This is a genomic window from Micromonospora sp. R77, from assembly GCF_022747945.1.
In the GTDB taxonomy this organism is placed as follows: Bacteria; Actinomycetota; Actinomycetes; order Mycobacteriales; family Micromonosporaceae; genus Micromonospora.
The window spans coordinates 4390370-4416669 of record NZ_JALDST010000001.1 but is presented as its reverse complement, the minus strand read 5'-3'; the positions used below and the strand labels follow the sequence as shown (position 1 = coordinate 4416669).

Below are 26300 nucleotides of genomic sequence, written 5' to 3'. Positions count from 1 at the left end.
GGTCAGAAGTCGACCGGCGGCAGCTCCGGGCCACCGGCGGCGTCGCCCGCGCCGGTGCCGACGCCGAGCTTCTCCAGGATCTTCTTCTCGATCTCGGCGGCCACGTCCGGATTCTCCTTGAGGAACTCCCGGGCCTTCTCCTTGCCCTGGCCGAGCTGGTCGCCGTCGTACGTGTACCAGGCACCGGACTTGCGGATGATCGCCTGCTCCACACCGACGTCGATCAGCGAGCCCTCGCGGGAGATGCCCTTGCCGTACATGATGTCGAACTCGGCCTGCTTGAACGGCGCGGCGACCTTGTTCTTCACGACCTTGACCCGGGTGCGGTTACCGACCACGTCGGTGCCGTCCTTGAGGCTCTCGATGCGACGCACGTCGAGCCGGACCGAGGCGTAGAACTTCAGGGCCCGACCACCGGTGGTGGTCTCCGGGCTGCCGAACATCACGCCGATCTTCTCGCGGAGCTGGTTGATGAAGATCGCCGTGGTGCCGGTGTTGTTGAGCACACCGGTGATCTTCCGCAGCGCCTGGCTCATCAGCCGGGCCTGGAGACCCACGTGGCTGTCGCCCATCTCGCCCTCGATCTCGGCGCGCGGCACCAGCGCGGCGACCGAGTCGATCACGATGATGTCGAGCGCGCCGGAGCGGACCAGCATGTCGACGATCTCCAGCGCCTGCTCGCCGGTGTCCGGCTGGGAGACCAGCAGGGCGTCGGTGTCGACGCCGAGAGCCTTGGCGTACTCCGGGTCGAGCGCGTGCTCGGCGTCGACGAAGGCGGCGATGCCGCCGGCCCGCTGGGCGTTGGCCACCGCGTGGAGGGCGACCGTGGTCTTACCGCTGGACTCGGGACCGTAGACCTCGACGACCCGGCCCCGGGGCAGACCGCCCACGCCGAGCGCCACGTCGAGGGCGATGGAGCCGGTGGGGATGACGGAGGTCTGGACGACCGGACGCTCCCCCAGCCGCATCACCGAACCCTTGCCGAACTGCTTGTCGATCTGAGCGAGAGCAAGGTCGAGTGCCTTCTCCCGGTCGGGCCCTGCGGCCATGTTTGCCACCCCTGCCTTCGCCGGCGTCTTTCCTGAGCTTCGCGTCACGCGGGACACGCTAGGCGCTGGGTCCGACAGAAAACCAGCCGACGGGCCGTGAGCTGTGGACGAGCACCCCGCTGTGGACAATAGCCGAACAGGTGTACGACTCGGCAACCGACACGCGGAAGCAGCGAAAGGGCTGCTCAGCGCAGCCGGGCCGGGACCCGGTCGGGGTAGGCGGCGCAGACCGCACGCCAGACGACGTGGGTCTGCTCACCCGCCCGCAGCGCCTGCTCGACGGTCCGCCCGCCGAGCTGGGACAGCACCTGGTCGCTGGCGATGCTGGCCGCGTACCCCGGCCCGAACGCCTCCTCCAGCCGTGCCCAGAAGTCGGTCAGCCGCACGTGATCAGTCCTCCTCGTCGGGCCCCCGTCCGGGCACCGGACGCAACGCTAGCGCCACCAGGGGCACGGTGGCGATCGCCGCGAGCAGAGTCAGCGTCGGATAGCCGGCGAGCTGCATCACCACCCCGGCCAACGCGCCCGCACCGGCACCGGCCAGACCCATGACCAGGTCGGAGAGGCCCTGCACGCCGGGCCGCTCGGCGGTGGGGACCGACTCGGACAGCAGCGTCGAGCCGGCCACCATGGTCCCCGACCAGCCCAGCCCCAGCAGGACCAGGCCGACCGAGAGCAGCGGCGTGTGGTGCCCCGCGGTACCGGCGACCGCGCAGGCGGCCAGCAGCAGCGCCAGGCCGCCCAGGATCACCGCGCGCCGGCCCAGCCGGTCGGTGAGCCACCCGACCACCGGGGAGAGCGCGTACATGCCGGCGATGTGCAGGCTCAGCACCAGGCCGACCACCCGCAGCACGTCCGCGTCGGAGTGCGACTCGCCGAGGCGTACCGGGGTCATCGACATCACCGCCACCATCACCAGGTGGCCCATCGCCACCGCGGCGATGCCGAGGCAGGCCGCCGGCCGGGCGCGTACCACCTGCCAGGCCGCGCGCATCCCGGCGGCGCGCCGGGCAGTCCCGGCCGGCGCGGCGACCGGCCCGGCCGCCGCCAGCCGGCGGGCGGTGAGCAGCGGGTCGGGCCGCAGCAGGGCGAAGAGTACGACCGCGGCCGTGCTGAACGCGACCGCGCTGAAGGCGAACGGGCCGGCCAGGGTGGGCAGCCCCCAACCCCGGGTGGTCCGGTCGGCGAGCGCGGCGAAGTTCGGCGCGGCCACCGCGCCGATCGTGGTGGCCCAGACGATCAGCGAGAGCTGCCGCCCGCGCCGGGCCGGCTCGGCCAGGTCCACGGCGGTGTAGCGGGCCTGCAGGTTGGCCGCCGTGCCGCCGCCGAAGAGCAGCATGCCGAGGAAGAGCAGCGGCACCGACCGGTGGGCCGCCGCGAGCACCACCAGCACCCCACCGACCGCGCCGACCAGGTACGCCAGCACCAGACCGGGCCGCCGCCCCCGGGCGATCATGAGCCGGGTGACCGGCACCGCGAGCAGCGCCCCGCCGACCACTCCCGCGCTCTGCGCCAGCCCCGCCACGGCGGTGCCCGCGATCCGGGCGGCGAGCAGCGCGCCCACCGAGATGCCGATGGTCACCCCGATGCCGCCGATGGTCTGCGTCGCGAAGAGCAGCCGCACCGTCCGGCGCTGGATCGGGGCGACGTCGGGCCGGGGCGGGGCCGGCGCGGTGAGGTCGGTGGCCATCGGAGCTCCTCGGTAAGGGGTGACCCATCCTCCCGCACCCGACCGGACCGCCGGCACCCGGTTTCGCTACAGGCCGAGGCCCCGGCCGATGATCTCCTTCATGATCTCGGTGGTGCCGCCGTAGATGGTCTGCACCCGCCCGTCCAGCCAGGCCTTCGCCACCGGGTACTCCAGCATGAAGCCGTAGCCGCCGTGCAGCTGCAGGCAGCGGTCGGCCACCTTGTTCTGCAGCTCGGTGGTCCACCACTTCGCCTTCGCCGCGTCGGTCACCGACAACCGGCCGGCGTTGAACTCCGCCACGCAGTGGTTGACGAAGGTCCGGGCGATGGTGACCTCGGTGTCCAGCTCCGCCAGGAGGAACCGGTTGTGCTGGAACGCCCCGATCGGCCGGCCGAACGCCTCCCGCGACCGGGCGTGGTCGAGGGTGAGCGCGAGCAGCTTCTCGCACGCCGCCACGGCGGCCACCGCGATGCTCAGCCGCTCCCGGGGCAGGTTGCCCATCAGGTGGTAGAAGCCGTGGTTCTCGGTGCCGATCAGGTTCTCCGCCGGCACCCGGCAGTCGTCGAAGAAGAGCTCCGCGGTGTCGTTGGCCTTCAGGCCCACCTTGGCCAGCCGCCGCCCCCGGGTGAAGCCGGGGGTGCCGGTCTCCACCGCGACCAGGCTCACCCCGTGCGCCCCCTGGTCCGGCGCGGTCCGTACGACCACCACCACCAGGTCGGCCATCTCCCCGTTGGTGATGAACGTCTTCTGCCCGTTGAGCACGAACGAGTCGCCGTCGCGGACCGCGCTCGTGCGGATGCCGGCCAGGTCGCTGCCCGCGCCCGGCTCGCTCATCGCGATCGCGGTCACCAGGTCGCCGGAGCAGAAGCCCGGCAGCCAGCGCTTGCGCTGGTCGTCCGTGGTCAACTCGGTGAGGTACGGGGCGACCACGTCGTTGTGCAGGCCGAAGCCGAGGCCGGAGCAGCCGGACGCGACGATCTCCTCGTCCAGCACCGCGTTGAACCGGAAGTCCGGCTGCCCGCCGCCGCCGTACTCGCCGTCGACGTCCATGCCGAGCAGTCCCGCCGCGCCCGCCTTGCGCCACACCTCGCGGTCGACGATCCCGTCGGCCTCCCAGCGCTCGTGGTGCGGGACGGCCTCCCGGGCCAGGAACTCCCGGCACAGGTCGCGGAACTCTTCGTGGACGGGCTCGTAGAGATGCTGCTCCATGCCGGCCAGTGTGGCACCGCTCACCCGCCCTGCCCAGAGCCGAGCGGGACGGGTCAGGAGGCGAGAGCGCGGGCGGCGACGGTGAGGTCCTTGACCAGTCCCTCGTACGCGACGTCCTGGTTGTCGGCGCGGAGCACCGCCGACGGGTGGATGGTGGCCAGCAGCCGGGCCGCCGGGGCGTCGGCGACCTTGCCGGTGTTGTCCACCGGCACCCGGACGAAGTCCTCCGGGTGCTGCGCGGCGGCGGGCCAGGGCAGCAGCTCGCCGCGCTGCTTCGTCACCCGGAAGGTCGGGCCGAGCAGCGCCTTGGCGGCGGTGGCGCCGAGCACCACCACGATCTCGGGGTGCAGCCGGGCGAACTCGGCGACCAGCCAGGGGCGGCACGCGGTGATGTGCACCCGGTCGGGGGTCTGGTGGATGCGCCGCTTGCCGCGCAGCTCGAAGCGGAAGTGCTTCACCGCGTTGGTCAGATAGATGTGACCGGGGTCGAGGCCGGCGTCGTCCACCGCCTTGCGGAGCAGCCGGCCGGCGGGGCCGACGAAGGGCAGTCCCTTCTGGTCCTCCATGTCGCCGGGCTGCTCGCCGACGAGGACCACCCGGGCGCTCTCGTCGCCCCGGCCGAAGACGGTCTGCGAGGCGTCCCGATAGAGCTCGCAGCCCTGGCAGCCGGCCGCCGCGGCCCGCAACTGGTCGATGGTGTCCGCCTGCGGCGGGATGAACTCCTGGGCGCCGGGGGCGCCCTCGCTCTGCTCGGCCATGCCGACCGTTCTACCCCGCGCGGCGACGCCCACGCGGCCCGACCCGCCCGACGCGCCGCGCTCACCGGCGTCGGGCGAGGGCGGCGGGCCGGGGGTCAGGCGGTGAAGCGGTGGGCGGTGGGGCGGACCGCGCCGGCCACCGCGCCGGCGAGCGGGCGAGGTCGGCCTCGTCGAGGGGGCTGACCGTGATCCGGACGCCCGGTGGGCCGGCGATCCGGTGCGACGCGCCGGGGCGACCGACCAGCCGGCGTCGCGCAGCGCGGTGACCGCGACCGTCTCGTCGGGCACCGGCACCCAGACGTTGATCCCGGTCCGCCCGTGCGCGGTCACGCCGCGTTCGCGCAGGGCGGTCGCCAGCCCGTTCCGCCGTCGCTCGTAGCTCTCCCCGGCCCGGTCGACCAGGTCGGCGGTGGCCGGGTCGCGCCAGAGCGCCAGCACGAGGCGTTGCAGCACGGTGGAGACCCAGCCGGCGCCGACCCGGGCCCGGCCGGCCACCCGGGCCACGGTCGCCTCGTCGCCGGCGAGGACCGCGAGCCGCAGGTCCGGACCGTAGGGCTTGCTCACCGACCGGACGAAGGCCCAGGTCGGGGTCGCCCCGGCCAGCGGCTGCAGGGGTACGCGGGCCAGTTCGGCGGCGTGGTCGTCCTCGATGAGCAGCAGGTCGCGCCGGCCGGCCAGCAGCGTACGCAGGTCGGCGGCGCGGTCGGCGGAGAGTGCCGCCCCGGTGGGGTTCTGGGCCCGGCTGGTGACGATCAGCGCCCGTGCCCCGGCGGCGAGGGCGGCCCGGACGCCCGGCCCGGTGGGACCGTCGTCGTCGACGGGTACGCCGATCGCGCGCAGCCCGAGGGCGGCGACCAGGTCGAACAGGTTGGCCCAGCCGGGGTCCTCGACGGCCACCGCGTCACCGGGCCGCAGGTGGGCGGCGAGCAGGCGCTCGATGCCGTCGAGCGCGCCGCCGGTGACGGTGAGGTCGGTGGCCGGCACGCCGTCGGCGGCGAGCCGTTCCCGGGCGGCGGCGGCGAGCGCGGGGACGACGGCGGTGGTCGCGTACCCGGTGGGTGGGCCGATCTCGGCGGCGAGCGCGGCCAGGTGCGGGCCGAGCGGCGGCAGCAGCCGGTGGTCGGGCTGCCCGGCGGAGAGGTCGCGGGCGCCGGGGAGCGGCGGCGGCAGCAGCCCGGCGCGGCGGCCGGCGACCGGCGGGCGGGGCCGGACCCGGGTGCCGTGCCGGCCGGCGGTCACCACCAGGCCGCGTTGCCGCAGTTCCTGGTACGCCTTCGCGACGGTGGCCGGGCTGACGGCCAGCTCGGCGGCGAGGGCGCGGACGGCGGGCAGGGTCGCCCCCGGGGCGAGCGCGCCGGTGCGGATGCCGCTCTCCACGCTGGCCGAAATGGCGGCGGACGTCGCGCCCTCGACCTGATATTGTTCTGCCACAGTTCGAAGATTGTACTAGAACAAAGGTGGGATGTCGCATGTACCCCCGCACCGAACGGACCACCGCCACCCGCACCCGCGACCGGATGCACTACGACCGGGCCACCGTGCACGCCCTGCTCGACGAGGGATACCACTGCGCGCTGGCGTTCCTCGTCGACGACGAGCCACGGGTGCTGCCCACCCTGCACGTCCGCGTCGACGACACCCTCTACGTGCACGGTTCCACCGGCAGCCGGCCGCTGCTCGCCGCCCGGGGCGACGCCGGGCTGCCGGTCAGCGTGGCGGTGACCCACCTCGACGGTCTGGTCTTCGGCCGGTCCCAGTTCCACCACAGCGCCAACTACCGCTCGGTGGTCGCCCACGGCACCGCCCGGCTGGTCGCCGACGAGGCGGAGAAGGCCCGGGTGCTCACCGCCCTGGTGGAGAAGCTCGCCACCGGCCGCAGCGCCGACAGCCGGCCGCCGACCCGGCGGGAACTGGCCGAGACGGCGGTGCTGGCCCTCCCGCTGCGCGAGGTGTCGGTCCGGATCCGCGCCGCCGGGGTGATCGACGAACCCACCGACCTGGCCCTGCCGTACTGGGCCGGGGTGCTGCCGCTGCGGCTGACAGCGGGTACGCCGGAACCGGACGCCGGGGTGGCCGGGCCGGTGCCGGCGTACCTGCGGCCGGTCGGGTCGGCCTGGCTGGAGCCGGTGGTGCTGCGCGGCGAGCACGTCGTGCTGGAACCCCTCGACCTCGCCCACACCGAGGAGTTGTACGCCGCCCTCGACGACGAGGAGGTCTGGCGGTACGTCGGCAGTCCCCGCCCCCGGTCGGCGGACGAGATGGCCGGTTACATCCGGTCCGCCCTGGCGGCCCACCACCGCGGCGCACGGGTGCCCTGGGCACAACGCTGCGCGGTTACGGGGGCGGTGGTGGGCACCACCTCGTACTACCAGCCGGACGAGGACCTGCGGACGCTGGAGATCGGCTACACCCAGCTCGGCCGGGCCTGGTGGCGTACCGGGATCAACACCGAGGCGAAGCTGCTGCTGCTCACCCGGGCCTTCACCGAACTCGACGCGCTCCGGGTCACCTGGCAGACCAGCACCCGCAACGAACGCTCCCAGCGGGCCATCGAACGGCTCGGCGCCACCCGGGAGGGCACCCTGCGGGCCAACCGCCGCCGCGCGGACGGCGGCTGGCGGGACTCGGCGCTCTATTCGATGCTGGTCGACGAGTGGCCGGAAGCACAGAAGAGACTGCGGGAAAGGCTTCGCCCGACGGCACCGGCGGCGTCATGATGACCGGCGTGCTGGGCATCACCGACATCTGGACGTACCTGCTGGGAACCTTGGCGATCATCCTGCTGCCCGGGCCCAACTCGCTCTTCGTGCTCTCCACCGCCGCCCGGCGCGGGGTGGGGGCCGGCTACCGGGCCGCGAGCGGGGTCTTCGTCGGCGACTCGGTGCTGATGATCCTCTCCGCCGCCGGGGTGGCGTCGCTGCTGAAGGCGTACCCCCCGCTCTTCCTGGTGATCAAGTACGCCGGCGCGGCGTACCTCGGGTATGTGGGGTTGATGATGCTGCGCGGCGCGTGGCGGCGCTGGCGCGACCGCAACGACCCCGCCGCGCCGCGGCTGATCGACGCGGCGGAGCCGGCGGCGGTGCGCAGCCCGTTCCGCAAGGCGCTGGTGATCAGCCTGCTCAACCCGAAGGCGATCCTCTTCTTCATCTCGTTCTTCATCCAGTTCGTCGACCCCGGGTACGCCTGGCCGGCGCTGTCGTTCCTGCTGCTCGGCCTGATCGCCCAGGTGACCAGCGCGCTCTACCTCAGTGCGTTGATCCTCGCGGGGACGTTCCTGGCGGCGCAGTTCCACCGCCGGCGGCGACTCGCCGTGGGCGGCACCACCGCGATCGCCGCGCTCTTCCTCGGCTTCAGCATCAAGCTCGCCACCGCCTCGGTGTAAGGAGGGGCCCCTTCTTAACGCCTCCGGTAGAGAAGGGGCCCCCTCTCACACCTCACGTGCCGTCGCCCCCACCACCGCCGCCGATGCCACCGCCGCCGGCCGTGCCGCCGAGGCCGTAGCCGGGCGCGACCGGCACGTCGGGGTGGCGGCTCACGTGGGCGGACTCGTTGATCGTCGCGGACCAGTCGGCGTGCGCGGCGGCCGCCGCGTGCCGGTTGATGGCGTGCCGGAGCCACCCGTCGACCGTGGCGATCCAGTCCCGCCGGTCGGCGTCGGCATGCCAGACCCGGAACCGGCTGATGCTCTGGTGGGTGACCCCGGCCAGCGACAACCGGCGGTCCATCCAGAGCAGCACCTCCAGCCCCGCCGGGTTCGTCACGAAGATCACCTCCAGTTCGGTGATCGGGCCGGCGTAGAGCGGCGCCACCCAGTAACCGAGCCGCTCGTGGAACGGCAGGCTCTGCTCCACCCCGGGCAACCGGCCCTGTTGCAGCCCGGCCTGGCGCATCACGAAACCCAGGGTCTCCAGCGCGGCGAGCACGTGCTGCTGGGTGGGGAGCGGGTGGACGAAGACCGGCACCATCGCGCCCTGGTCCAGGTCCGGGTCCACCGACACCTCGGTCCGCAGGCCGGTACGCAGGCTCAGCAACGGCACCCCGCCGAAGATCGTCACCGGGGTCTCCCAGGGCAGCGGCACCGCGAAGTCCACCGCCCGCCGCCGCCCGGCCGGCACCACGAACCGGCCGGCGATCGGCACCTGGTGGTACTGCACCAGCCGGCGCGGGCCGCCCGGGTCCGCCGGCTCCACCTGGGCGACCAGGCCCAGCCGGATGTGCCGCACCGGCACGTCCCCGCCCCCGGCGGCCAGCGTCACCCGCCCCGGCAGCCGCAGGCCCGGCCGGGTGCTCGGATTGGTCAGCGTGGTGGTCACCGAGAGCCCGGTCCAGACCGACTCCGCCGACACCCCGGTCAGCCGCATCCCGCGCTCCCTCCCCTCGACCCGCCCGCATTCCCCGCCGCGGCGGGGCCACGCCTGCCACCCGGCGTCCGGGTGCGTCCGTGGTCGCCGGAACGACCACGGACGCACCCGCACGCGGACCGGGGAAGAGGCCGGCCGCCGGGTCGTGGGACCCGGCGGCCGGTCAGGGGTACGACGGTCGTCAGCGCAGCCGGCGACCCCGGGGGACGGGGTCGGTCTCGTCGTCGAACTCGCCGATGACCTCCTCGAGGAGGTCCTCCAGCGCGACGAAACCGATCGGCCGGGTCGGGCCGCCGCCGTTGCGGACCAGCGCGAGCTGCGCCTGCCGGCCCCGCATCGCCGCCACGGCCTCGGTCACCGACGCCTCCCCGGGCAGGGTGAACGCGGGGGTCATCAGCTCGCCGGCGGTGGCCGGGCGACCGGTGGTGACCGCGCGGACCGCCTCGCGTACGTGGACCAGGCCGCAGACCTCGCCGCCGGGGTCGAGCACGGCCAGCCGGGACCGGCCGCTGTCCCGGGACACGTGTTCGATCCGCTCGGCGGTGTCGTCCCGGCGGACCGTGACGATCCGGTCGAACGGCTCCATCACCTGCGCCACGGTGGTGCCCTGGAGCTCCAGCATGCTGGTCAGCATCTGGTGCTGCTCCGCGCCGAGCAGGCCGTGCTCGCGGGACTGCTCCAGCAGGATGCGCAGCTCGTCCGGGCCGTGCACCTGGGCGAGCTGGTCCTGCTGCTGCACGCCGAACAGCCGCAGCACGCCGTTGGCCAGCGCGTTGAGCGCCGACAGCACCGGCCGGGCCACCCGGGCGAAGGCCCGGAACGGCAGGGCCAGCAGCATCGCCGAGCGCTCCGCGTCGGTGATCGCCCACGACTTCGGCGCCATCTCGCCGACCACCAGGTGCAGGAAGGTCACCAGGCCGAGCGCGATCAGCAGCGCCACCAGGTGACTGACCGCGTCGGGCAGGCCGACCGCGTGCAGCAGCGGGCTGAGCAGCCGCTCCAGCGCCGGCTCGGCGAGCGCACCGAGGCCCAGCGTGCAGAGCGTGATGCCGAGCTGCGCGCCGGCCAGCATCAGGGACAGCTCGCGTACGCCGGCCAGCGCGGCCCGGGCGGCCCGGCCGCCGCCCGCCGCCGCCTGCTCCAGGCGATAGCTCTTGGCGGCCACCAGGGCGAACTCGGCGGCCACGAAGAACCCGTTGAGCGCGAGCAGCAGCACGGAGAAGAAGAGCGCGAAGCCGGGGCTCATGCCGCCCGCTCCCCACGCTCACCGGTCATCCGCAGCCGGACGGAGTCCGCGACGTGCCGGTCCACGGCCAGCACCTCGACCTGGGCGCGCGGCTCGGTGTCGGTCTCCTCGCCGTCACCGGCCAGGCTGATCTCCAGCCGGTCGCCCACCTCCGGCACCCGGCCCAGTTCCCGCATGACCAAACCGGAGAGGGTGTCGTACTCGGGCCGCTCGGGCAGCGCGATGCCGGTGCTGTCGGCGACCTCGTCGATCCGCCAGCGGGCCGGCACCACCCAGGAGCCGTCCTCCTGGCGGGCCGCCGCGCGTTCCGGCGGGTCGTCCTCGTCGCGGATCGGGCCGACCAGCTCCTCGGCGATGTCCTCCAGGGTGACCACGCCGGCGAAGCCGCCGTACTCGTCGACCACGCAGGCCAGCTGCCGGTGGCCGACCCGCAGCCGGTCCAGGACCGTGGGCAGCGGCAGCGTCTCCGGCACCAGCAACGGGGGTACGGCCACCGCCGCGACCCGGGTGGTGGCCCGCTCGGCCGGCGGCACCCCGAGCACGTCGGCGATGCCGACCACGCCGATCAGGTCGTCGACGCCCTCGGCGCCCCGGACGGGGAACCGGGAGTGGCCGGTGTCGAGCAGTTCGACGACCCGGCTGACCGGCTCGTCGGCCCGTACGGTGTGCACGTCGACCCGGGGCACCATCGCCTCACCGGCGGTCAGCTCCCGGAAGTCCAGTCCCCGGTCGAGCAGGTCGGACATCTCGGCATCGAGGTGACCTTCCTCCCGGGACTCGGCGATGATCTGCTCCAGGTCCTCCGGGGTGGCGCCGCTGGGCAGCTCCTCGATCGGCTCGATGCCGACCCGGCGCAGCAACCGCACGGCGGCCCGGTCGAAGAGGGTGATCACCGGGCCGGCGATCTTCAGGTAGATCAGGGTGGACCGGCTCAGCGCCCGGGCCAGCGGCACGGCGCGGGCGATGGCCAGGTTCTTCGGGGCGAGCTCACCGAGCACCATCTGCACCACGGTGGCGATGATCAGGGCGAGCAGTACGGAGAGCGGCAGCGCGACACCGCTGGAGACCCCGGCGACGCCGAGCAGCTCGGCGAGCCCCGCGCCCAGGTAGGGCTCGGCGGCGTAACCGACCAGCAGGGCGGTCACGGTGATGCCGAGCTGGGCGCCGGAGAGCATGAAGGACAGCCGGCCGGTGACCGCCAGGGCGCGGGCGGCGGCCTGGTCGCCACCGTCGGCGAGCTGCTTGAGCCTGCCCCGGTCCACGGCGACGTAACCGAACTCCTGGGCCACGAAGTAACCGGTGGCGGCGGTGAGCACGATGATGAGGACGAGACCGACGACGATCAACACGGGACGCTCAGGGCTCCCGGGGCCGTCGGGGCGAGGGACTGCCGGGCACGACCCGGCTGGCTACTGCTGCCCTCCTGGGCAGAAGAGTCGATCATGCGGCCATTTTATCGGCGCTGGCTGGACGCCCGCTGAAGGTCAGCGGGACGTGAGGTCGTCGCGGTCGAGGAGACTGCGGTCGACCCGCCCGGAGCGGTACGCGGCCCGACCGATCATCTGGGCGGCGACCGGCGCGGTGGCCAGCTGGAAGACCGCCACCAGCCCGATCATCCCCAGGTCCGCCGGGGTACGCAGGCGCAGGGCCACCCCGGCGAGCAGGAAGAGCACGCCGAGCACCTGCGGTTTGGTGGCGGCGTGCATCCGGTCCAGCACGTCCGGGAAGCGCAGCACCCCGATGGCGGCGGCGAGGCTGAGCAGCGCACCGGCGATCAGGCAGGCCGCGCCCAGCCAGTCCGCCACGACCCCCATCACGCCTCCTGCCGGACGGCGAAGCGGACCAGCGCCACCGAGCCGACGAACCCGAGCAGGGAGAGCACCACCAGGACGGGCAGCGTGGTGGCGTGCCGGTGGACGGCGGCCTCCGCGCCGACCGCCCCCAGCATGGTCGACAGCAGCAGGTCGGCGGCGACGACCCGGTCCAGCAGGGACGGCCCCCGGTAGATCCGGGCCAGGGCGAGCAGGGCGGTGACCGAGAGCAGCACGGTCAGCACGACGGCGAGGAACGTGGTCACGGGCGGCTACCTCCGGTCGGGTCCGGTGCGGAGAGTCGGCGTACCTCGGCGGGCGAGCCGATGGCACGGACGACGCGCTGTTCGACGGCGCGGATGCGGTCGCGGGCCCCGGTCATGTCCTCGGGGCCGCGGACGTCGAGCACGTGCACGTAGAGCACGCCGGCGTCGCGGTCCACCTCCAGGATCAGGGTGCCCGGCACCAGGGAGATCACTTCGGCGGTGAGCGCCAGGTTGAGGTCGGTCCGGATCCGCAGCGGGACGGCGACGATCGCGCCGCGCGGCCGGTAGCCGGGCCGGACGGCGATCGCGGCGACGTGCGCGCTGGCGCTGACCAGATCCGCGAGGAAGGTGACCAGCAGGACGAGCAGCGGCCCGGGCCGGAGCCGGCCGCCGAAGGTGACCGGTGGGAGCGGAAAGAACAGCAGCACGGCACCGCCGACGACCAGGCCGCCGAGCAGGTTGCCCCAGGACAGGTCACCCCAGAGCAGCACCCAGATGGTGACCAGCCAGCCGAGCGCGATCGCCTGGTCCCGGCGCCGTCCCCGGGGCGGCGGCTCCGCGCCGGGGCGGCCCGGGCTCGCCGCGGCCCGGCCCGGAGGTCCGCCGGCGGTCACCGCACGCCGCCCGGCAGGACGGCCCGGACGTACGGGGTGCGCTGGCGCAGGTCGGTGGCGGCGTCGGCGGTGACCCGGAACAGCGGTCCGGCGACGACGGTCAACGCCACCCCCAGCACCACCAGGGCGGCGGTGGCACCGATCATCAGCCTCGGCAGCCGGACCGTCGGCTCGGCGGTGGCCAGCCGGGGCGCCCGCCAGAAGGCGATGTTCCACACCCGGGAGGCGGCGTAGAGGGTGAGCAGGCTGGTCACCGTCCCCGCCGCGACGAGCACGGCGGGCAGCACCCCGCCGGCCGCCACGCCGGCCTGGAGCAGGCCGACCTTGCCGAGGAAGCCGGAGAAGGGCGGGATGCCGGCGAGGTTCATCGCCGGGACGAAGAAGAGCACCGCGAGCAGCGGGGCGACCCGGGCCAGCCCGCCGAGCCGGCGCAGGTCGGTGCTGCCGGCCCGCTCCTCGACCAGGCCGGCGACCAGGAAGAGGGTGGTCTGGATGGTGATGTGGTGCACCACGTAGAAGATCGCCCCGGAGAGGCCGGCGACGCTGCCCAGCGCCACCCCGAAGATCATGTAACCGATGTGGCTGACCAGGGTGAACGAGAAGAGCCGCTTCATGTCGGACTGGGCCACCGCGCCGAGGATGCCGACCAGCATGGTCGCCCCGGCCACCACCATGAGCAGCCGGTCGACCTGCGGGCCGGGGAAGAGCAGCGTCTCGGTGCGGATGATCGCGTACACGCCGACCTTGGTGAGCAGGCCGGCGAAGACCGCGGTCACCGGGGCCGGGGCCGTCGGATAGCTGTCCGGCAGCCAGGCGGAGACCGGGAAGACCGCCGCCTTGATGCCGAAGGCCAGCAGCAGCATCAACTGCAGACCCAGGCGTACGCCGTCCGGCAGGTCGTCCAGCCGCCCGGCGAGCTGCGCCATGTTCAGGGTGCCGGTGGCCGCGTACACGAGTCCCACCGCGGTCAGGAAGATCATCGAGGAGAGGATGCTGACCATCACGTACGTGGAGCCGGTCCGGATCCGGGTCTCCGTGCCGCCGAGGGTGATCAGCACGAAGCTCGCGGCGAGCAGGATCTCGAAGCCCACGAAGAGGTTGAACAGGTCCCCGGCCAGGAAGGCGTTCGTCACGCCGGCGGTCAACACCAGATAGGTGGGGTGGTAGATGCTCACCGGCGCGGTCTCGCTGGTCTCCCCGCGCCCCTGGCCGATCGAGTAGAGCAGCACGCAGAGCGTCACCGCCGACGAGACCACCAGCATCAGCGCGGCGAGCTGGTCCGCCACGAGCACGATGCCGACCGGCGCCGGCCACCCGCCCACCTGCACCACCACCGGCCCGTGCCGGTACGCCTCGACCAACAGCAGCACGGCGACGACCAGCGTGGTGGCGAGCCCGACCACGCTGACCGACCGTTGCAGCCGGGGCCGGTTCGCCAGGATCAGCGTCAGCGCCGCCCCCAGCAGCGGCACCACCACCGGCAGCGGCACGAGCCCGTGGATCACCCGCCCGCCCCCGTTCCCGGTTGCTGGTCACCCCGGCGGCGCAGCCGGCGCAGCGCCGGGCCCGGGTCGACCTGCTCCGGGTCGCCGTCCGGGCCCTCCCCGCCGAGGTCCGCGGCGGACACCTCGTTGCGCTCGGCGAGCCGGACGACCTGCCGGTCCTCCAGGTCGTCCTGCACCTCGTCGTCGCCGCTGAGATACCAGCTCCGGTACGCCACGGCGAGCAGGAACGCGGTCAGCCCGAAGGTGATCACGATGGCGGTGAGCACCATCGCCTGCGGCAGCGCGTCGCTCATCCGGTCCGTCGGCGCGGTACCCACCAGCGGGGCGCTGCCGGCCCGCCCGCCGAGCAGGATCAGCAGGTTCACCCCGTTGCCGAGCAGGATCACGCCGAGCAGGATCCGGCTCAGGCTCCGCTCCAGCAGCAGGGTGACGCCGGTCGCCACGAGCACCCCGACGGCGACCACCACGACCAGCGCCGGCCCCGCGCTCACGTCCGATCCCCCGCTGTTCGCGACTGCGGGGCTCGCAGACCCGGCTCACTCCTCGCGCTCACCCGACCGACCTCTGTTCGCGACTGCGGGGCTCGCAGACCCGGCTCACTCCTCGCGCTCACGTCCGGTCCCCCTCGCGGTCGACGACGAGGCCCCGTTCGGACTCGCCGGTCGCCTCGATGTGCCGGTCCACCTCGGCGCCGAGGCTGCGCAGGATGTCCAGGACCAGCCCGACCACGATCAGATAGACGCCGATGTCGAAGAAGATCGACGTCACCACGTAGCAGTGCCCGAGCAGGGGCAGCCAGAGGTCGACCTTGACGCTCTGCAGCACCGACCCGGTGAAGATCAGCCCGACCACGCCACTGCCCACCGAGACGGCGAGCCCGGTGCCGAGCACCGTCCCGGCCCCGACGGGGGCGGCCTCGGCCAGCTCGTACCGGCCGCCGGCCAGGTAGCGGACGGCGAGGGCGAGGCCGGCGACGAGGCCGCCGGAGAAGCCGCCACCGGGGGCGTTGTGACCGGAGAAGAGCAGGAAGATCGAGAAGAGCAGCACGGTGTGGAAGATCAGCCGGGTGACCACCTCGAACACGATCGACCGACGTCGCTCGTGCAGCGTCGCCCCGCCGCGCAGCCAGACCGTACGCCGGTCCGGGCCGGACGGGGTGGCGCGGGGCCGGCGCGGCCGGGGCCCGGTGCGGGAGCGCTCGAAGATCAGGCTGGCCACCCCGGTCGCCGCCACCACCAGCACCGCGATCTCGCCCATGGTGTCCCAGGCCCGGATGTCGACCAGGGTCACGTTGACCACGTTGCGGCCGTACCCCTGGGCCACCGCCAGCGCCGGGAAGTCCCGGGAGATCGACGGCACGCGGCGGGCACCGGCCGCGTCGAGGGCGAGACCGGCGAGCACCAGCCCGGCGGCCACCCCGATCCCCCGCCGCACCCAGCGGCTGCGGCGCAGCGGGCGGGCCGAGAAGCGTTCCGGCAGCCGGCGCAGCACCAGCACGAAGAGCACGATGGTGGCGGTCTCCACCAGGAACTGGGTGAGCGCCAGGTCCGGTGCGCCGTAGAGGACGAACAGCATCGCGGTGCCGTAGCCGGTCACCCCGACCAGCAGCATCGCGGTGAGCCGACGGCGGGCGCGCACGGCGAGCACCGCCGCCACGGCGATCACCACGCAGATCGTCGGTTGGGCGGGGTTGTCCCAGAGCACCACCCCGGTCCGCCACGGTCGGGCGGCGAGCATCGCCGTGCCGGGCACCAGCACCAGGGTGAGCAGGACGGCGCCCAGGTACTGCGGCAGGGAGCCCCGCTGGGTGACGCTGGTGACCTCGATGGCGACCCGGTCGAACCCGTGGGTGACCCACTCGTACCCCTGGTTGCCGCCGACCGGGAAGCGGAGCCGGGCCAGCGCGGGCGCCAGCGGGCCGCGCAGCAGGTGCAGCGCGACGCCGCCGGCGATCGCGACCGCGGAGAGCCCCAGCGCCAGGTTGGGTCCGTGCCAGAGCGCGAGCGGCTCCGGCGCCGGGCCGAACAGCTCGGCGTACGGGCGGAGCAGGCCGCCCAGCCAGCCGGCGGCGGGACCGGCGGCCAGCCCGGCGACCGCGAGCAAGGCCGGTGGCGCGAGCATCGCGGCCGGGACCGGTCCGGCGTCGGTGTCCGGCACGCCGGGCCGGCCGGCGAACGCGCCCCACAGGAACCGGATGCTGTACGCCACGGTGAGCGCGGTGCCGCCGACCAGCGTCGCGAGCACCAGCGGCCGGTCGGTGAAGGCGGTGAGGACCGCCTCCTTGGCGACGAACCCGAGCAGCGGCGGCAGCCCGGCCATCGAGGCGGCGGCCAGCGTGGCGACGCCCGCCAGCAGCGGTGTCGTACGCCCGATGCCGGAGAGTTCGCGCAGGTCCCGACCGCCGGCGATGTGGTCGATGATGCCGACGACCAGGAAGAGCGCGGCCTTGAACAACGCGTGCGCCAGCAGCATCGCGGTGCCGGCCAGCGCGGCCTTCGAGGTGCCCGCGCCGATCACCACGGTCAGCAGCCCGAGCTGGCTGACCGTGCCGTACGCCAGCAGCAGCTTGAGGTCGGTCTGCCGCAGCGCCGCCCAGCCCCCGGCGACCATGGTGGCCAGCCCGGCGACCACGGTGACCGGCCGCCACGGGCCGGCGACGGCGAGCGCCGGGGCGAGCAGCCCGACCAGATAGACCCCGGCCTTCACCATCGCCGCCGCGTGCAGGTAGGCGCTGACCGGGGTGGGCGCCGCCATCGCCACCGGCAGCCAGGAGCTGAACGGCAGCACGGCCGACTTCGCCAGCGCCCCGGTCAGGATCAGCAGCACCGCGACGGCCAGGTAGCGCCCGCCGGGCAGCGGCGCGGCGGCGATCGCCGACCAGCGGTAGCCACCGGCGTGCCGGCCCAGCAGCAGGAAGCCGACCAGCATGGCCAGCCCGCCGAGGGTGGTGACGGTCAGCGCCTGGGCCGCCGCCCAGCGGCTGGACCGGCGTTCGGTGCTGTGCCCGATGAGCAGGTAGGAGAAGACGGTGGTCAGCTCCCAGAAGACGTAGAGCAGCAGCAGGTCGTCGGAGACCACCAGGCCGAGCATCGCGCCGGCGAAGGCGACCAGCACGCCCGCGAACCGGGCCAGCCCGACCGACCCGGCGGCGAAGTAGCGAGCGCTGTAGACCAGCACCAGCGCCCCGACGCCACCGATGAGCAGCACCATCAGCCAGGACAGGGTGGTCAGCCGCAGCGCCAGGTCCAACTTCAGCTGGGCGATCCACGGGTACGTCTCGACGACCGCGCCGCCGTCGCGGACCGCCCCGGTCCGGCTCACCGCCCAACCGAACGCGGCGGCCGGGGCGAGGGCGAGCGGGTAGCAGGCGCGCGGACCCCACCAGCGGACCAGCAGCGGCGCCAACAGGGCCGCCACCAGGTGCAGGATCAGCAGTACGAGCACGCGCGCTCCCGGTCGAGTGGGGCGCACGCCGCCGCCGGCACACCCCGAACACGACCGATCACACGCCAGATCCCCACCCCGCCGGGCCACTTTCCCCAAACCCACCCACAGCCACCCATTCCCACCCACCCCTGCGCCTACGCCTGCGCCCGCCGAAGTTGATCAAGAGGTTCTGGTCGGGAATCCGGGAGCAGGCCGATGCAAAGCTCTTGATCAACCCAACGAAGGTGGGCGGGGCGGAGGGGGTGGGGAGGGTCAGCGGAGGGCGGGGTCGGGGGTGGGGATGGTGGGCTCACGGGTGGCGCGCTCGCGGCGGGTCTCCACCAGGAGGTCGGGGCGGCCGAGCTGGCGGACGGCCTTGTTGACCACCCGCTGGGCGGCGGCGAGCGAGCGTACGGAGAGCAGCCGGCCCCGGCTCTCCCGGCGGAGCACGAAGTAGTGCACCGCGGCGCGGACCAGCGCCCGGTCGGCGGCACTGGCCTGGGCGGTCGCCACCACCAGCTCACGCAGGCAGCGGGCGAGTTGCTCGGCGAGCTCCAGCTCGGGGCCGTGCAGACCGGTGCGGAGCGTGGCGAGGTGACTGTCGACCTTGCGGATGAGCACGTCGCTGCCGGGTCCGGAGCCTCGCTCCTCGACGATCATCCAAGGTCCTCCACCCACGCTACATTGCGAGTGAAGTTACTTTATGTTGCGCTGCACAAGCAAGCAGTTAAGTAAGACTTAACGCTTCAACGTCGCATCCGTCGCGTATGGCTCCGACCCGGACAGAACAGCAACCGGACGGGACTGGATGTCGGACCCGCGGGGCAGGATGGTGGCGTGACGGACGAGGCGGCCGGCGGGCACGCGGCGGTGCTGGCGGATTTCGGCGCGGCGACCCGGGAGTGGTTCACCGCGGCCTTCGCCGCGCCGACCGCCGCCCAGGCCGGGGCGTGGCGGTCCGTGGCCGCCGGCCGCAACGCCCTCGTGGTCGCCCCCACCGGCTCGGGCAAGACCCTCGCGGCATTCCTCTGGTCGCTCGACCGGCTCGCCAAGGAAACCCCGCCGGCCGACCCGCGACGGCGCTGCCGGGTGCTCTACGTCAGCCCGCTCAAGGCCCTCGCCGTCGACGTGGAGCGCAACCTGCGCGCCCCGCTCGCCGGGATCCGGCAGGCCGCCACCCGGCTCGGCGTCGCCCCGCCCGACATCACGGTCGGCATGCGGACCGGCGACACCCCCGCCGACGAGCGGCGGGCCTTCGCCCGTACCCCGCCGGACATCCTCATCACCACGCCCGAGTCGCTGTTCCTCCTGCTCACCTCCGCCGCCCGGGACTCCCTGCGCGGCGTCGAGACGGTGATCGTCGACGAGGTGCACGCGGTGGCCGGCACCAAGCGCGGCGCCCACCTGGCGCTCTCCCTGGAACGCCTCGACGCCCTGCTGGAGCAGCCCGCCCAGCGGATCGGTCTCTCCGCCACCGTCCGGCCGATCGACACCACCGCGCGGTTCCTCGGCGGGGCCCGCCCGGTCGACGTGGTCCAGCCGCCCACCGCCAAGACCATCGAGGTCAGCGTCCAGGTCCCGGTGGAGGACATGACCCGCCTCGACGAGCAGGAGCAGCCGGTGGACGACCTGGGCGGCCCCGGCGGCCCGCGTCGGGCGTCGATCTGGCCCGCCGTGGAAGAACGGGTCCTCGCGCTGATCCGGTCGCACCGGTCGACCATCGTCTTCACCAACTCGCGGCGCAGCGCGGAACGGCTCTGCGCCCGCCTTAACGAACTGGCCGCCGAGGAGTTGGAGGCGGCCGGCACCCCGGGCGACAGCCGCACCGCCGACGGGGGCGACCGGGTGGTCGTATCCGAAGGGTCGGCGTGGGACGACAGGCCGGCGGCCGGCAACGGCCTCCCCGGGGACGGCCCGGCCGGCGGACGGACGACGGGCAGCGAGCGGCGGGCAGGCGGTGGACGGACGGCGGACGGCCGAGGGCGCGTCCGGGCCGACGGATGTCCCGTCCGCGGCCGGTCCGACGGACGACGGGTGGACATCGGACCGGCAGGGCGGAGGCCGGGCCACCGGACGACGCGCACCGGAGCGGCCGGACGGCGGGCGAGGGGTTCCCCGGCGGGGTGCGGACGCCTGGGGTGGGCCGGTGGGACCGGTGCGGGCGCCGCGCCAGGCCGAGGTGATGGCGCAGGCCGGCGGGGCGGCCGGCGCCGCCCGTGATCGCCCGGGCGCACCACGGCAGCGTCTCCCGGGAGGAGCGCAAGCACATCGAAGGAGGCGCTCAAGTCCGGGCAGCTCCCGGCCGTGGTCGCCACCTCCAGCCTGGAGCTGGGCATCGACATGGGCGCGGTCGACCTGGTGGGGCAGATCGGGCGCCGCCGAGCGTCGCCGCCGGCCTGCAACGGGTCGGCCGGGCCGGGCACCAGGTCGGCGCGGTCTCCCGCGGCGTGGTCTTCCCGAAGCACCGCGGTGACCTGCTCTCCTGCACGGTGGTCGCCGAGCGGATGACCGAGGGGGCGATCGAGGAGCTGCACTACCCGCGCAACCCGCTCGACGTGCTCGCCCAGCAGATCGTGGCGATGGTGGCCCTGGAACCGTGGCGGCTCGGCGACCTGGCCGTGCTGGTCCGCCGGGCGGCGCCCTTCGCCGAGCTGCCCGACTCGGCGCTGCACGCGGTGCTCGACATGCTCTCCGGGCGCTACCCGTCGACCGCCTTCGCCGAGCTGCGACCGCGGCTGGTCTGGGACCGGGCCGCCGACGTGCTCACCGGGCGGCCCGGCGCGCAGCGGCTCGCGGTGACCAGCGGCGGCACCATCCCCGACCGGGGGCTCTTCGGCGTCTTCCTGGCCGGCGCGGAACGCGCCGCCCGGGTCGGCGAGCTGGACGAGGAGATGGTCTACGAGTCCCGGGTCGGTGACGTGTTCCTGCTCGGCTCCTCGTCCTGGCGGATCGAGGAGATCACCCCCGACCGGGTGCTGGTCTCCCCCGCCCCCGGCCAGGCCGCCCGGATGCCGTTCTGGAAGGGCGACCAGCTCGGCCGCCCGGTCGAGCTGGGCCGTGCCATCGGCGCCCGGGTCCGGGCCCTGCTGCGGCAGGGCGACACCGACGCGACCGCCGCGCTGCGCGCCGGTGGGCTGGACGACTGGGCCGCCGGCAACCTGCTGGCCTACCTGCGGGAGCAGAAGGAGGCCACCCGCTCGCTGCCCGACGATCGGACGGTGGTGGTCGAACGGTTCCGTGACGAGTTGGGCGACTGGCGGCTCGCCGTGCACTCGGTGCTCGGCGCCCGGGTCAACGGGCCGTGGGCGCTCGCCATCGGCCGCCGGCTCGCCGAGCGCTACGGCGTGGACGCCCAGGTGATGCCCTCCGACGACGGGATCGTGGTCCGGCTGCCGGACACCGCCGACGAGCCGCCCGGCGCCGACGTGGTGGTCTTCGAGCCCGACGAGATCGCCCAGCTCGTCGAGGAGTCCGTCGGCACGTCCGCGCTCTTCGCGTCCCGGTTCCGCGAGTGCGCGGCCCGCTCGCTGCTGCTGCCCCGCCGCGACCCGCGCCGCCGCCAGCCGCTCTGGCAACAGCGCCAACGCGCCGCCCAACTCCTCGACGTCGCCCGGGAGTACGCCGACTTCCCGGTCACCCTGGAAGCCGCCCGGGAATGCCTCCAGGACGTCTTCGACCAGCCCGCCCTGGCCGGGCTGATGCGCGACCTCGCGGCCCGCAAGGTGCGGCTGGTCGAGGTGGAGTCCGAACGGCCGTCGCCGTTCGCCCGCTCGCTGCTCTTCGGGTACGTCGGCGCCTTCCTCTACGAGGGCGACGCGCCGCTGGCCGAGCGGCGGGCCGCCGCGCTCGCCCTCGACTCCGGGCTCCTCGGTGAGCTGCTCGGCCGGGTCGACCTGCGGGAACTGCTCGACCCGGCGGTGCTCGCCGAGACCGAGCGGCAGCTGCGCTGGCTGACCGAGCAGCGGCGCCCCCGCGACGCCGAGGACGTGGTGGAGCTGCTCCGGGTGGTCGGTGACCTGTCCGAGGCCGAGCTGGTCGAGCGGGGCGCACCCGTCGGGTGGCTCACCGAGCTGGAGTCCGCCCGCCGGGTGCTGCGGGTGCGGATCGCCGGCGAGGAGCGCTGGGTCGGCGTGGAGGACGCGGCCCGGCTGCGCGACGCGCTCGGCGTGGCGCTGCCGGTCGGGGTCGCCGAGGCGTACCTCGCACCGGTGGCCGACCCGCTCGGCGACCTGGTCGCCCGGTACGCCCGCACCCACGGCCCGTTCGCCGCCGCCAGCTGCGCCGCCCGGTTCGGGCTGGGCGTCTTCGTGGTGGAGCAGGCGCTGCGCCGGCTCGCCGCCACCGGGCGGGTCGTCTCCGGCGAGTTCGCCCCGGACAGCGTCGGCACCCAGTGGTGCGACGCCGAGGTGCTGCGCCTGCTGCGCCGCCGCTCCCTGGCCGCGCTGCGCCGGGAGATCGAACCGGTGCCGCCCCGGGCGCTGGCCGCGTTCCTGCCCCGCTGGCAGCAGGTCGGCTCGTCGGCCCGGGGCGTGGAGGCCCTCGCCGCCACCGTCGAACAGCTCCAGGGCGCGACGGTGCCCGCGTCCGCGCTGGAACGGCTGGTCCTGCCCGCCCGGGTCGCCGACTACTCCCCCGCCCAACTCGACGAGCTCTGCGCCAGCGGTGAGGTGCTGTGGGCCGGCTCCGGCGCGATCTCCGGGGGCGACGGCTGGGTCACCCTCGCGTACGCGGACGCCGCGCCGCTGCTGCTTCCCCCACCGGACGAGGCGCTGACCCTGACCCCGTTGCACGAGGCGGTGCTCGACGCGCTCGCCGACGGGCAGGCGCTCTTCTTCCGCTCGCTGTCCGACCGGGCCGGCGCCACCGACGACGCCGCGCTGAGCGCCGCCGTCTGGGACCTGGTCTGGGCCGGACACCTCACCAACGACACCCTCGCCCCGCTGCGGGCGGCGCTCGGCGGCGGGGCGCCCCCGGTCCCGCCCGTCCGCGCCGCGTACCCGCTACCGCCGGCCGGGCCGGGTGGCCCTGCCCAGCCGTAGCGGCCGCCCACCATGGCCGGTCGCTGGTCCCGACTGCCCGAGCGGGACCTCGGCCACCCGCCGCGCCGCCGCCCTCGCCGACCTGCTGCTGGAACGGCACGGCGTGGTCACTCGGGGCGCTGTCATGGCCGAGCAGGTGGTCGGCGGCTTCGCCGCGGTCTACCCGGTGCTGTCGGCACTGGAGGAACGAGGGGCCGCCCGGCGCGGCTACTTCGTCGAAGGGCTGGGCGCCGCGCAGTTCGCCGTGCCCGGGGCGGTGGACCGGATCCGCGCCCTCGCCGACCCGGCCGACGGAGGTCGGAGTCGTGGCGGCCCCACCCTGGTGCTCGCCGCGACCGACCCGGCCAACCCGTACGGCGCGGCACTGCCCTGGCCGGAGCGGGTGGTCGACTCCGGCGACGGCACCGCCCCGACCACCGGCCACCGGGCCGGGCGGAAGGCCGGCGCGCTGGTCGTGCTGGTCGACGGCGACCTGGTGCTCTACGTCGAACGGGGCGGGCGGACGATCCTCTCGTTCACCGACGACACCGACGCGCTCGCCGCGGCGGGCAAGGCCCTCGCCGACGCGGTGCACTCCGGGGCGCTCGGGGCGATGTCCGTCGAACGGGCCGACGGCGAGGCGGTGCACTCCTCGCCGCTGCGGGACGCGCTGACCGCCGCCGGCTTCCGGGCCACCCCCCGCGGGCTACGCCTCCGCAGCTGACCCCGCACCCCGCGCTCAATCCTGGACCGAGTGGTGTCGGATGGCGCCGGAGGCCACGACATCCAGGATCGAGCGCGATCCTGCGGCAGCGGCAGCCGCGGCGGGTGAGCGGCGGACGGGGCGAGGCGGGCGGGTAGGGTGGCCGCAGCCGGACATGGAGCACGGGACGGTGTGATGGGCACGATCGAAGTCCGACCCGGGCCGGCGCGCGACCGCGACGAGGTGACGGCCCCGCACACAGGTGGGCGGGGCGGCCCGGACGGCGGCAACGGCACCCCCGTGGCGTACGCCGAGCCCGGGCGCCCGCCGACCGGGAGCCGCACGTGACCGACGTACCGTGGATCTCGCTGACCACCGACTACGGCCTCGCCGACGGGTTCGTGGCGGCCTGCCACGGGGTGATCGCCCGGCTCGCTCCGGCGGCCCGGGTGCTCGACGTGACCCACCTGATTCCCCCGGCCGACGTCCGCCGGGGCGCGGCGGTCCTCGCTCAGACGGTGCCGTACCTGCCGGTCGGGGTGCACGTGGCGGTGGTGGACCCGGGTGTCGGGACGAACCGGCGCGGGGTGGCCCTGGCGACGCCCGGCGGGCTGCTGGTCGGGCCGGACAACGGGCTGCTGCCCGACGCCGCCACGGCGCTCGGCGGGGTCACCGCGGCGGTCGAGCTGACCAATCCGGAGTGGCTGGGGCCGGTGGTGTCCCGCACCTTCCACGGCCGGGACGTGTTCGCCCCGGTAGCGGCCCGGCTGGCGCTCGGCGCGCCGCTGGCCGGGGCGGGTCCGGCGGTCGAGCCGGCGACACTGGTCCGGCTGCCCGACCCGGTGGTACGGCCGACCGCCGGTGGGTTCGAGGCCGAGGTGCTGACCGTGGACCACTTCGGCAACGTGCAGCTCGCCGCGCCGGGTGCCCTGCTGGCGCCGCTGCCTCCCCGCGTGCGGGTGGCGGGACGGGCGGCGGCCCACGGCCGTACCTTCGGCGACGCCCCCGCCGGTGACCTGGTGGTGTACGTCGACTCGGCCGGATTGGTGGCGGTCGCGGTGAACACCGGCCGCGCGGCCGACCTGCTCGGGGTGCGTCCCGGTGAGCTGGTGGCGGTGACCGGCACCTGAGATCGGCCGTCCCCGGGGAGCGTTGACTGTGGAATGCTGCTCCGGTGGGTGATCACAGTGTTGCTGCCGCCTGTCCCTGCTGCGCCGCCCGGACCGGTGGCGGCACCTGTCCGGTCTGTTTCTGGACGGACGACGGGCAGTCCGATGCGGACGCCGACGTGGTGCGGGGCGGCCCGAACGGTGACCTGAGCCTCTCCCACGCCCGGCTCAACTTCGCCGTCTACGGCGCCAGCCACCCGCGCTACCAGGACGCGCCGGTCCGCCCGGCCCGGCCGGACGAGCGCCCCTGACCACCCCGCCCCGGCCGGACCGGCCCTGCCGGCCGAGCCCCCTGTCCGGGCCGGTGGCCGGCCCGGGCCGCGCGACCTGCCCAGGCCGGCGCCGCCGGCCGGGTCAGCGCCGCCAGGCCGGGTCAGCGCCCCCAGGCCGGGTCAGCACGACCGGACCAGGCAGCACGACCGGATCGGGCCACCCTCGACACCCCTGATTCATATTCGTCATCGAACTCGTAGCCGTGGCCGGGATTCCCTGCCCAGCGCGGGCGTCGGCGGCTCGGGCGGGGGAGGATGAAGGGGTGCCCGAAGGCGACACCGTCTGGAACACCGCCCGCGTCCTGCAGCGGGCGTTGGCCGGTGCGCGGCTGACCGGCTCCGACTTCCGGGTGCCGCAGCTGGCCGCCACCGACCTGACCGGCTGGACCGTGCGCGAGTCGGCCAGCCGGGGCAAGCACCTGCTGCTCCGCCTGACCGCCCCGGCCGACGCCACCGAACGCCCGCGCGACTGGACGCTGCACTCGCACCTGCGGATGGACGGCGCGTGGCGGGCGTACGCGCCGGGTGAGCGGTGGGCGGCCCGGCCGGCGCACCTGATCCGGGTGGTGCTCCGCTCGGCGGGCGCGGTCGCGGTCGGCTACCACCTGCACGAGCTGGCCCTGGTCCCGACGGCCGAGGAGGGGTCGCTGGTCGGTCACCTGGGGCCGGACCTGCTGGGCGCGGACTGGGATCCGGCCGAGGCGGTCCGCCGGCTCGCCGCGCATCCGGACGCCACCATCGGCGAGGCGCTGCTGGATCAGCGCAACCTGGCCGGCGTCGGCAACCTCTACAAGTGTGAGGTGCTCTTCCTGCGCGGCGTCTCGCCGTGGACACCGGTCGGCGCGGTGCCCGACCTGACCGGCACGGTCACGCTCGCGCAGCGGTTGCTCGCCGCGAACCGGGGCCGGTGGACGCAGAGCACCACCGGGTCGCTGCACCGCGGGCAGACCAGCTATGTGTACGGCCGCCGGGCGCAGCCGTGCCGCCGCTGCGGCACCGCGATCCGCAAGGAGGAGCTGGGCGAGCGGGTCACCTACTGGTGCCCGGTCTGCCAGCCGGAACGCGGCTGACCCGCCGGCAGGGCGTGGAAGTTCCACGAATCGGCAAGATCCCCCAAGATACGGACGATTGGGTACTTCCCTCCCCCACGTCCGGCGTCGCATGCTGCGGTGGACTGCTCACCGAATGTCAGCAGCGCGCGGCT

Annotated in this window: 20 protein-coding genes and 3 pseudogenes; 7 read left to right on the top strand and 16 right to left on the bottom strand. The window is 74.7% G+C overall.

The features are described 5' to 3' along the window. Nucleotides 1–2: 2 nt before the first annotated feature. The 6 genes and pseudogenes from recA to MRQ36_RS20840 form a co-directional block, all read right to left on the bottom strand. Nucleotides 3–1049 (bottom strand): recombinase RecA, encoded by a 1047-nt coding sequence (gene recA, locus MRQ36_RS20865; RefSeq protein ID WP_242797885.1) that lies wholly within the window; start codon nucleotides 1047–1049, stop codon nucleotides 3–5. A 185-nt stretch (nucleotides 1050–1234) separates the two neighbouring features. After that, nucleotides 1235–1435 carry a DUF3046 domain-containing protein gene (locus MRQ36_RS20860; RefSeq protein ID WP_242797884.1) on the bottom strand — a complete coding sequence of 67 codons (201 nt, stop codon included), beginning with the start codon at nucleotides 1433–1435 and terminating at the stop codon, nucleotides 1235–1237. Between the two features lie 4 nt (nucleotides 1436–1439). Further along, nucleotides 1440–2738, bottom strand: coding sequence for an MFS transporter (locus MRQ36_RS20855; protein WP_242797883.1), 1299 nt, complete (start codon nucleotides 2736–2738; stop codon nucleotides 1440–1442). Nucleotides 2739–2804: 66 nt separating this feature from the next. Then, nucleotides 2805–3947, bottom strand: coding sequence for an acyl-CoA dehydrogenase family protein (locus MRQ36_RS20850; protein ID WP_242797882.1), 1143 nt, complete (start codon nucleotides 3945–3947; stop codon nucleotides 2805–2807). A 53-nt stretch (nucleotides 3948–4000) separates the two neighbouring features. After that, nucleotides 4001–4705: a UdgX family uracil-DNA binding protein gene (locus MRQ36_RS20845; RefSeq protein ID WP_242797881.1), complete on the bottom strand. Its 705-nt coding sequence runs from the start codon at nucleotides 4703–4705 to the stop codon at nucleotides 4001–4003. Between the two features lie 336 nt (nucleotides 4706–5041). Next, nucleotides 5042–6082 (bottom strand): annotated as a pseudogene (locus MRQ36_RS20840) (aminotransferase class I/II-fold pyridoxal phosphate-dependent enzyme); the annotation flags it as partial. Between the two features lie 92 nt (nucleotides 6083–6174). Between MRQ36_RS20840 and MRQ36_RS20835 the strand changes: the two are divergent. Next, nucleotides 6175–7422 (top strand): bifunctional pyridoxamine 5'-phosphate oxidase family protein/GNAT family N-acetyltransferase, encoded by a 1248-nt coding sequence (locus tag MRQ36_RS20835; RefSeq protein ID WP_242797880.1) that lies wholly within the window; start codon nucleotides 6175–6177, stop codon nucleotides 7420–7422. Beyond that, nucleotides 7419–8087 (top strand): leucine efflux protein LeuE, encoded by a 669-nt coding sequence (gene leuE / locus MRQ36_RS20830; protein WP_242797879.1) that lies wholly within the window; start codon nucleotides 7419–7421, stop codon nucleotides 8085–8087. The genes MRQ36_RS20835 and leuE overlap by 4 nt, the downstream gene beginning before the upstream one ends. A 52-nt stretch (nucleotides 8088–8139) precedes the next feature. On the opposite strand, the gene MRQ36_RS20825 is transcribed toward leuE, so the two are convergent. The 10 genes from MRQ36_RS20825 to MRQ36_RS20780 all read right to left on the bottom strand — a co-directional run bounded on the left by MRQ36_RS20825 (nucleotide 8140) and on the right by MRQ36_RS20780 (nucleotide 18594). Then, nucleotides 8140–9066, bottom strand: a complete 927-nt coding sequence (locus MRQ36_RS20825; RefSeq protein WP_242797878.1) for a sporulation protein — start codon at nucleotides 9064–9066, stop codon at nucleotides 8140–8142. 181 nt (nucleotides 9067–9247) lie between these two features. Then, complete coding sequence (locus MRQ36_RS20820; RefSeq protein WP_242797876.1) at nucleotides 9248–10312, bottom strand: hemolysin family protein; 1065 nt, start codon at nucleotides 10310–10312, stop codon at nucleotides 9248–9250. Beyond that, the gene (locus MRQ36_RS20815; protein WP_242797874.1) at nucleotides 10309–11661 is read right to left on the bottom strand and encodes a hemolysin family protein; all 1353 of its coding nucleotides are present in this window, start codon (nucleotides 11659–11661) and stop codon (nucleotides 10309–10311) included. Before MRQ36_RS20815 ends, MRQ36_RS20820 begins: the two co-directional genes overlap by 4 nt. A 135-nt stretch (nucleotides 11662–11796) precedes the next feature. Further along, nucleotides 11797–12126, bottom strand: a complete 330-nt coding sequence (mnhG, locus tag MRQ36_RS20810; protein WP_242797873.1) for a monovalent cation/H(+) antiporter subunit G — start codon at nucleotides 12124–12126, stop codon at nucleotides 11797–11799. After that, complete coding sequence (locus MRQ36_RS20805; protein ID WP_242797871.1) at nucleotides 12126–12389, bottom strand: monovalent cation/H+ antiporter complex subunit F; 264 nt, start codon at nucleotides 12387–12389, stop codon at nucleotides 12126–12128. Before MRQ36_RS20805 ends, mnhG begins: the two co-directional genes overlap by 1 nt. Further along, complete coding sequence (locus tag MRQ36_RS20800; protein WP_308194892.1) at nucleotides 12386–13003, bottom strand: Na+/H+ antiporter subunit E; 618 nt, start codon at nucleotides 13001–13003, stop codon at nucleotides 12386–12388. The genes MRQ36_RS20805 and MRQ36_RS20800 overlap by 4 nt, the downstream gene beginning before the upstream one ends. Then, the gene (locus MRQ36_RS20795; protein WP_308194978.1) at nucleotides 13000–14505 is read right to left on the bottom strand and encodes a Na+/H+ antiporter subunit D; all 1506 of its coding nucleotides are present in this window, start codon (nucleotides 14503–14505) and stop codon (nucleotides 13000–13002) included. The genes MRQ36_RS20800 and MRQ36_RS20795 overlap by 4 nt, the downstream gene beginning before the upstream one ends. Continuing rightward, nucleotides 14505–14999, bottom strand: a complete 495-nt coding sequence (locus MRQ36_RS20790; protein ID WP_242797867.1) for a Na(+)/H(+) antiporter subunit C — start codon at nucleotides 14997–14999, stop codon at nucleotides 14505–14507. Before MRQ36_RS20790 ends, MRQ36_RS20795 begins: the two co-directional genes overlap by 1 nt. 118 nt (nucleotides 15000–15117) lie before the next feature. Then, nucleotides 15118–17952 (bottom strand): Na+/H+ antiporter subunit A, encoded by a 2835-nt coding sequence (locus tag MRQ36_RS20785; protein WP_242797865.1) that lies wholly within the window; start codon nucleotides 17950–17952, stop codon nucleotides 15118–15120. Nucleotides 17953–18207: 255 nt separating this feature from the next. Then, entirely contained in the window at nucleotides 18208–18594 is a 387-nt protein-coding gene (locus tag MRQ36_RS20780) for a hypothetical protein (RefSeq protein WP_242797863.1), read from the bottom strand. 177 nt (nucleotides 18595–18771) lie between these two features. On the opposite strand from MRQ36_RS20780, the pseudogene MRQ36_RS34005 reads away from it, so the two are divergent. From MRQ36_RS34005 to MRQ36_RS20760, 5 genes and pseudogenes are all read left to right on the top strand, one after another. After that, nucleotides 18772–19728, top strand: a pseudogene (locus tag MRQ36_RS34005) (DEAD/DEAH box helicase); the annotation flags it as partial. A 328-nt stretch (nucleotides 19729–20056) separates the two neighbouring features. Continuing rightward, a pseudogene (locus MRQ36_RS20775) lies at nucleotides 20057–23676 on the top strand (helicase-related protein); the annotation flags it as partial. A gap of 323 nt (nucleotides 23677–23999) precedes the next feature. Further along, complete coding sequence (locus MRQ36_RS20770; protein ID WP_242797862.1) at nucleotides 24000–24785, top strand: S-adenosyl-l-methionine hydroxide adenosyltransferase family protein; 786 nt, start codon at nucleotides 24000–24002, stop codon at nucleotides 24783–24785. Nucleotides 24786–24829: 44 nt separating this feature from the next. Continuing rightward, nucleotides 24830–25075 (top strand): CPCC family cysteine-rich protein, encoded by a 246-nt coding sequence (locus MRQ36_RS20765; protein ID WP_242797861.1) that lies wholly within the window; start codon nucleotides 24830–24832, stop codon nucleotides 25073–25075. A gap of 284 nt (nucleotides 25076–25359) precedes the next feature. Continuing rightward, nucleotides 25360–26166: a DNA-formamidopyrimidine glycosylase family protein gene (locus MRQ36_RS20760; protein WP_242797860.1), complete on the top strand. Its 807-nt coding sequence runs from the start codon at nucleotides 25360–25362 to the stop codon at nucleotides 26164–26166. The last annotated feature ends 134 nt before the right edge of the window (nucleotides 26167–26300 follow it).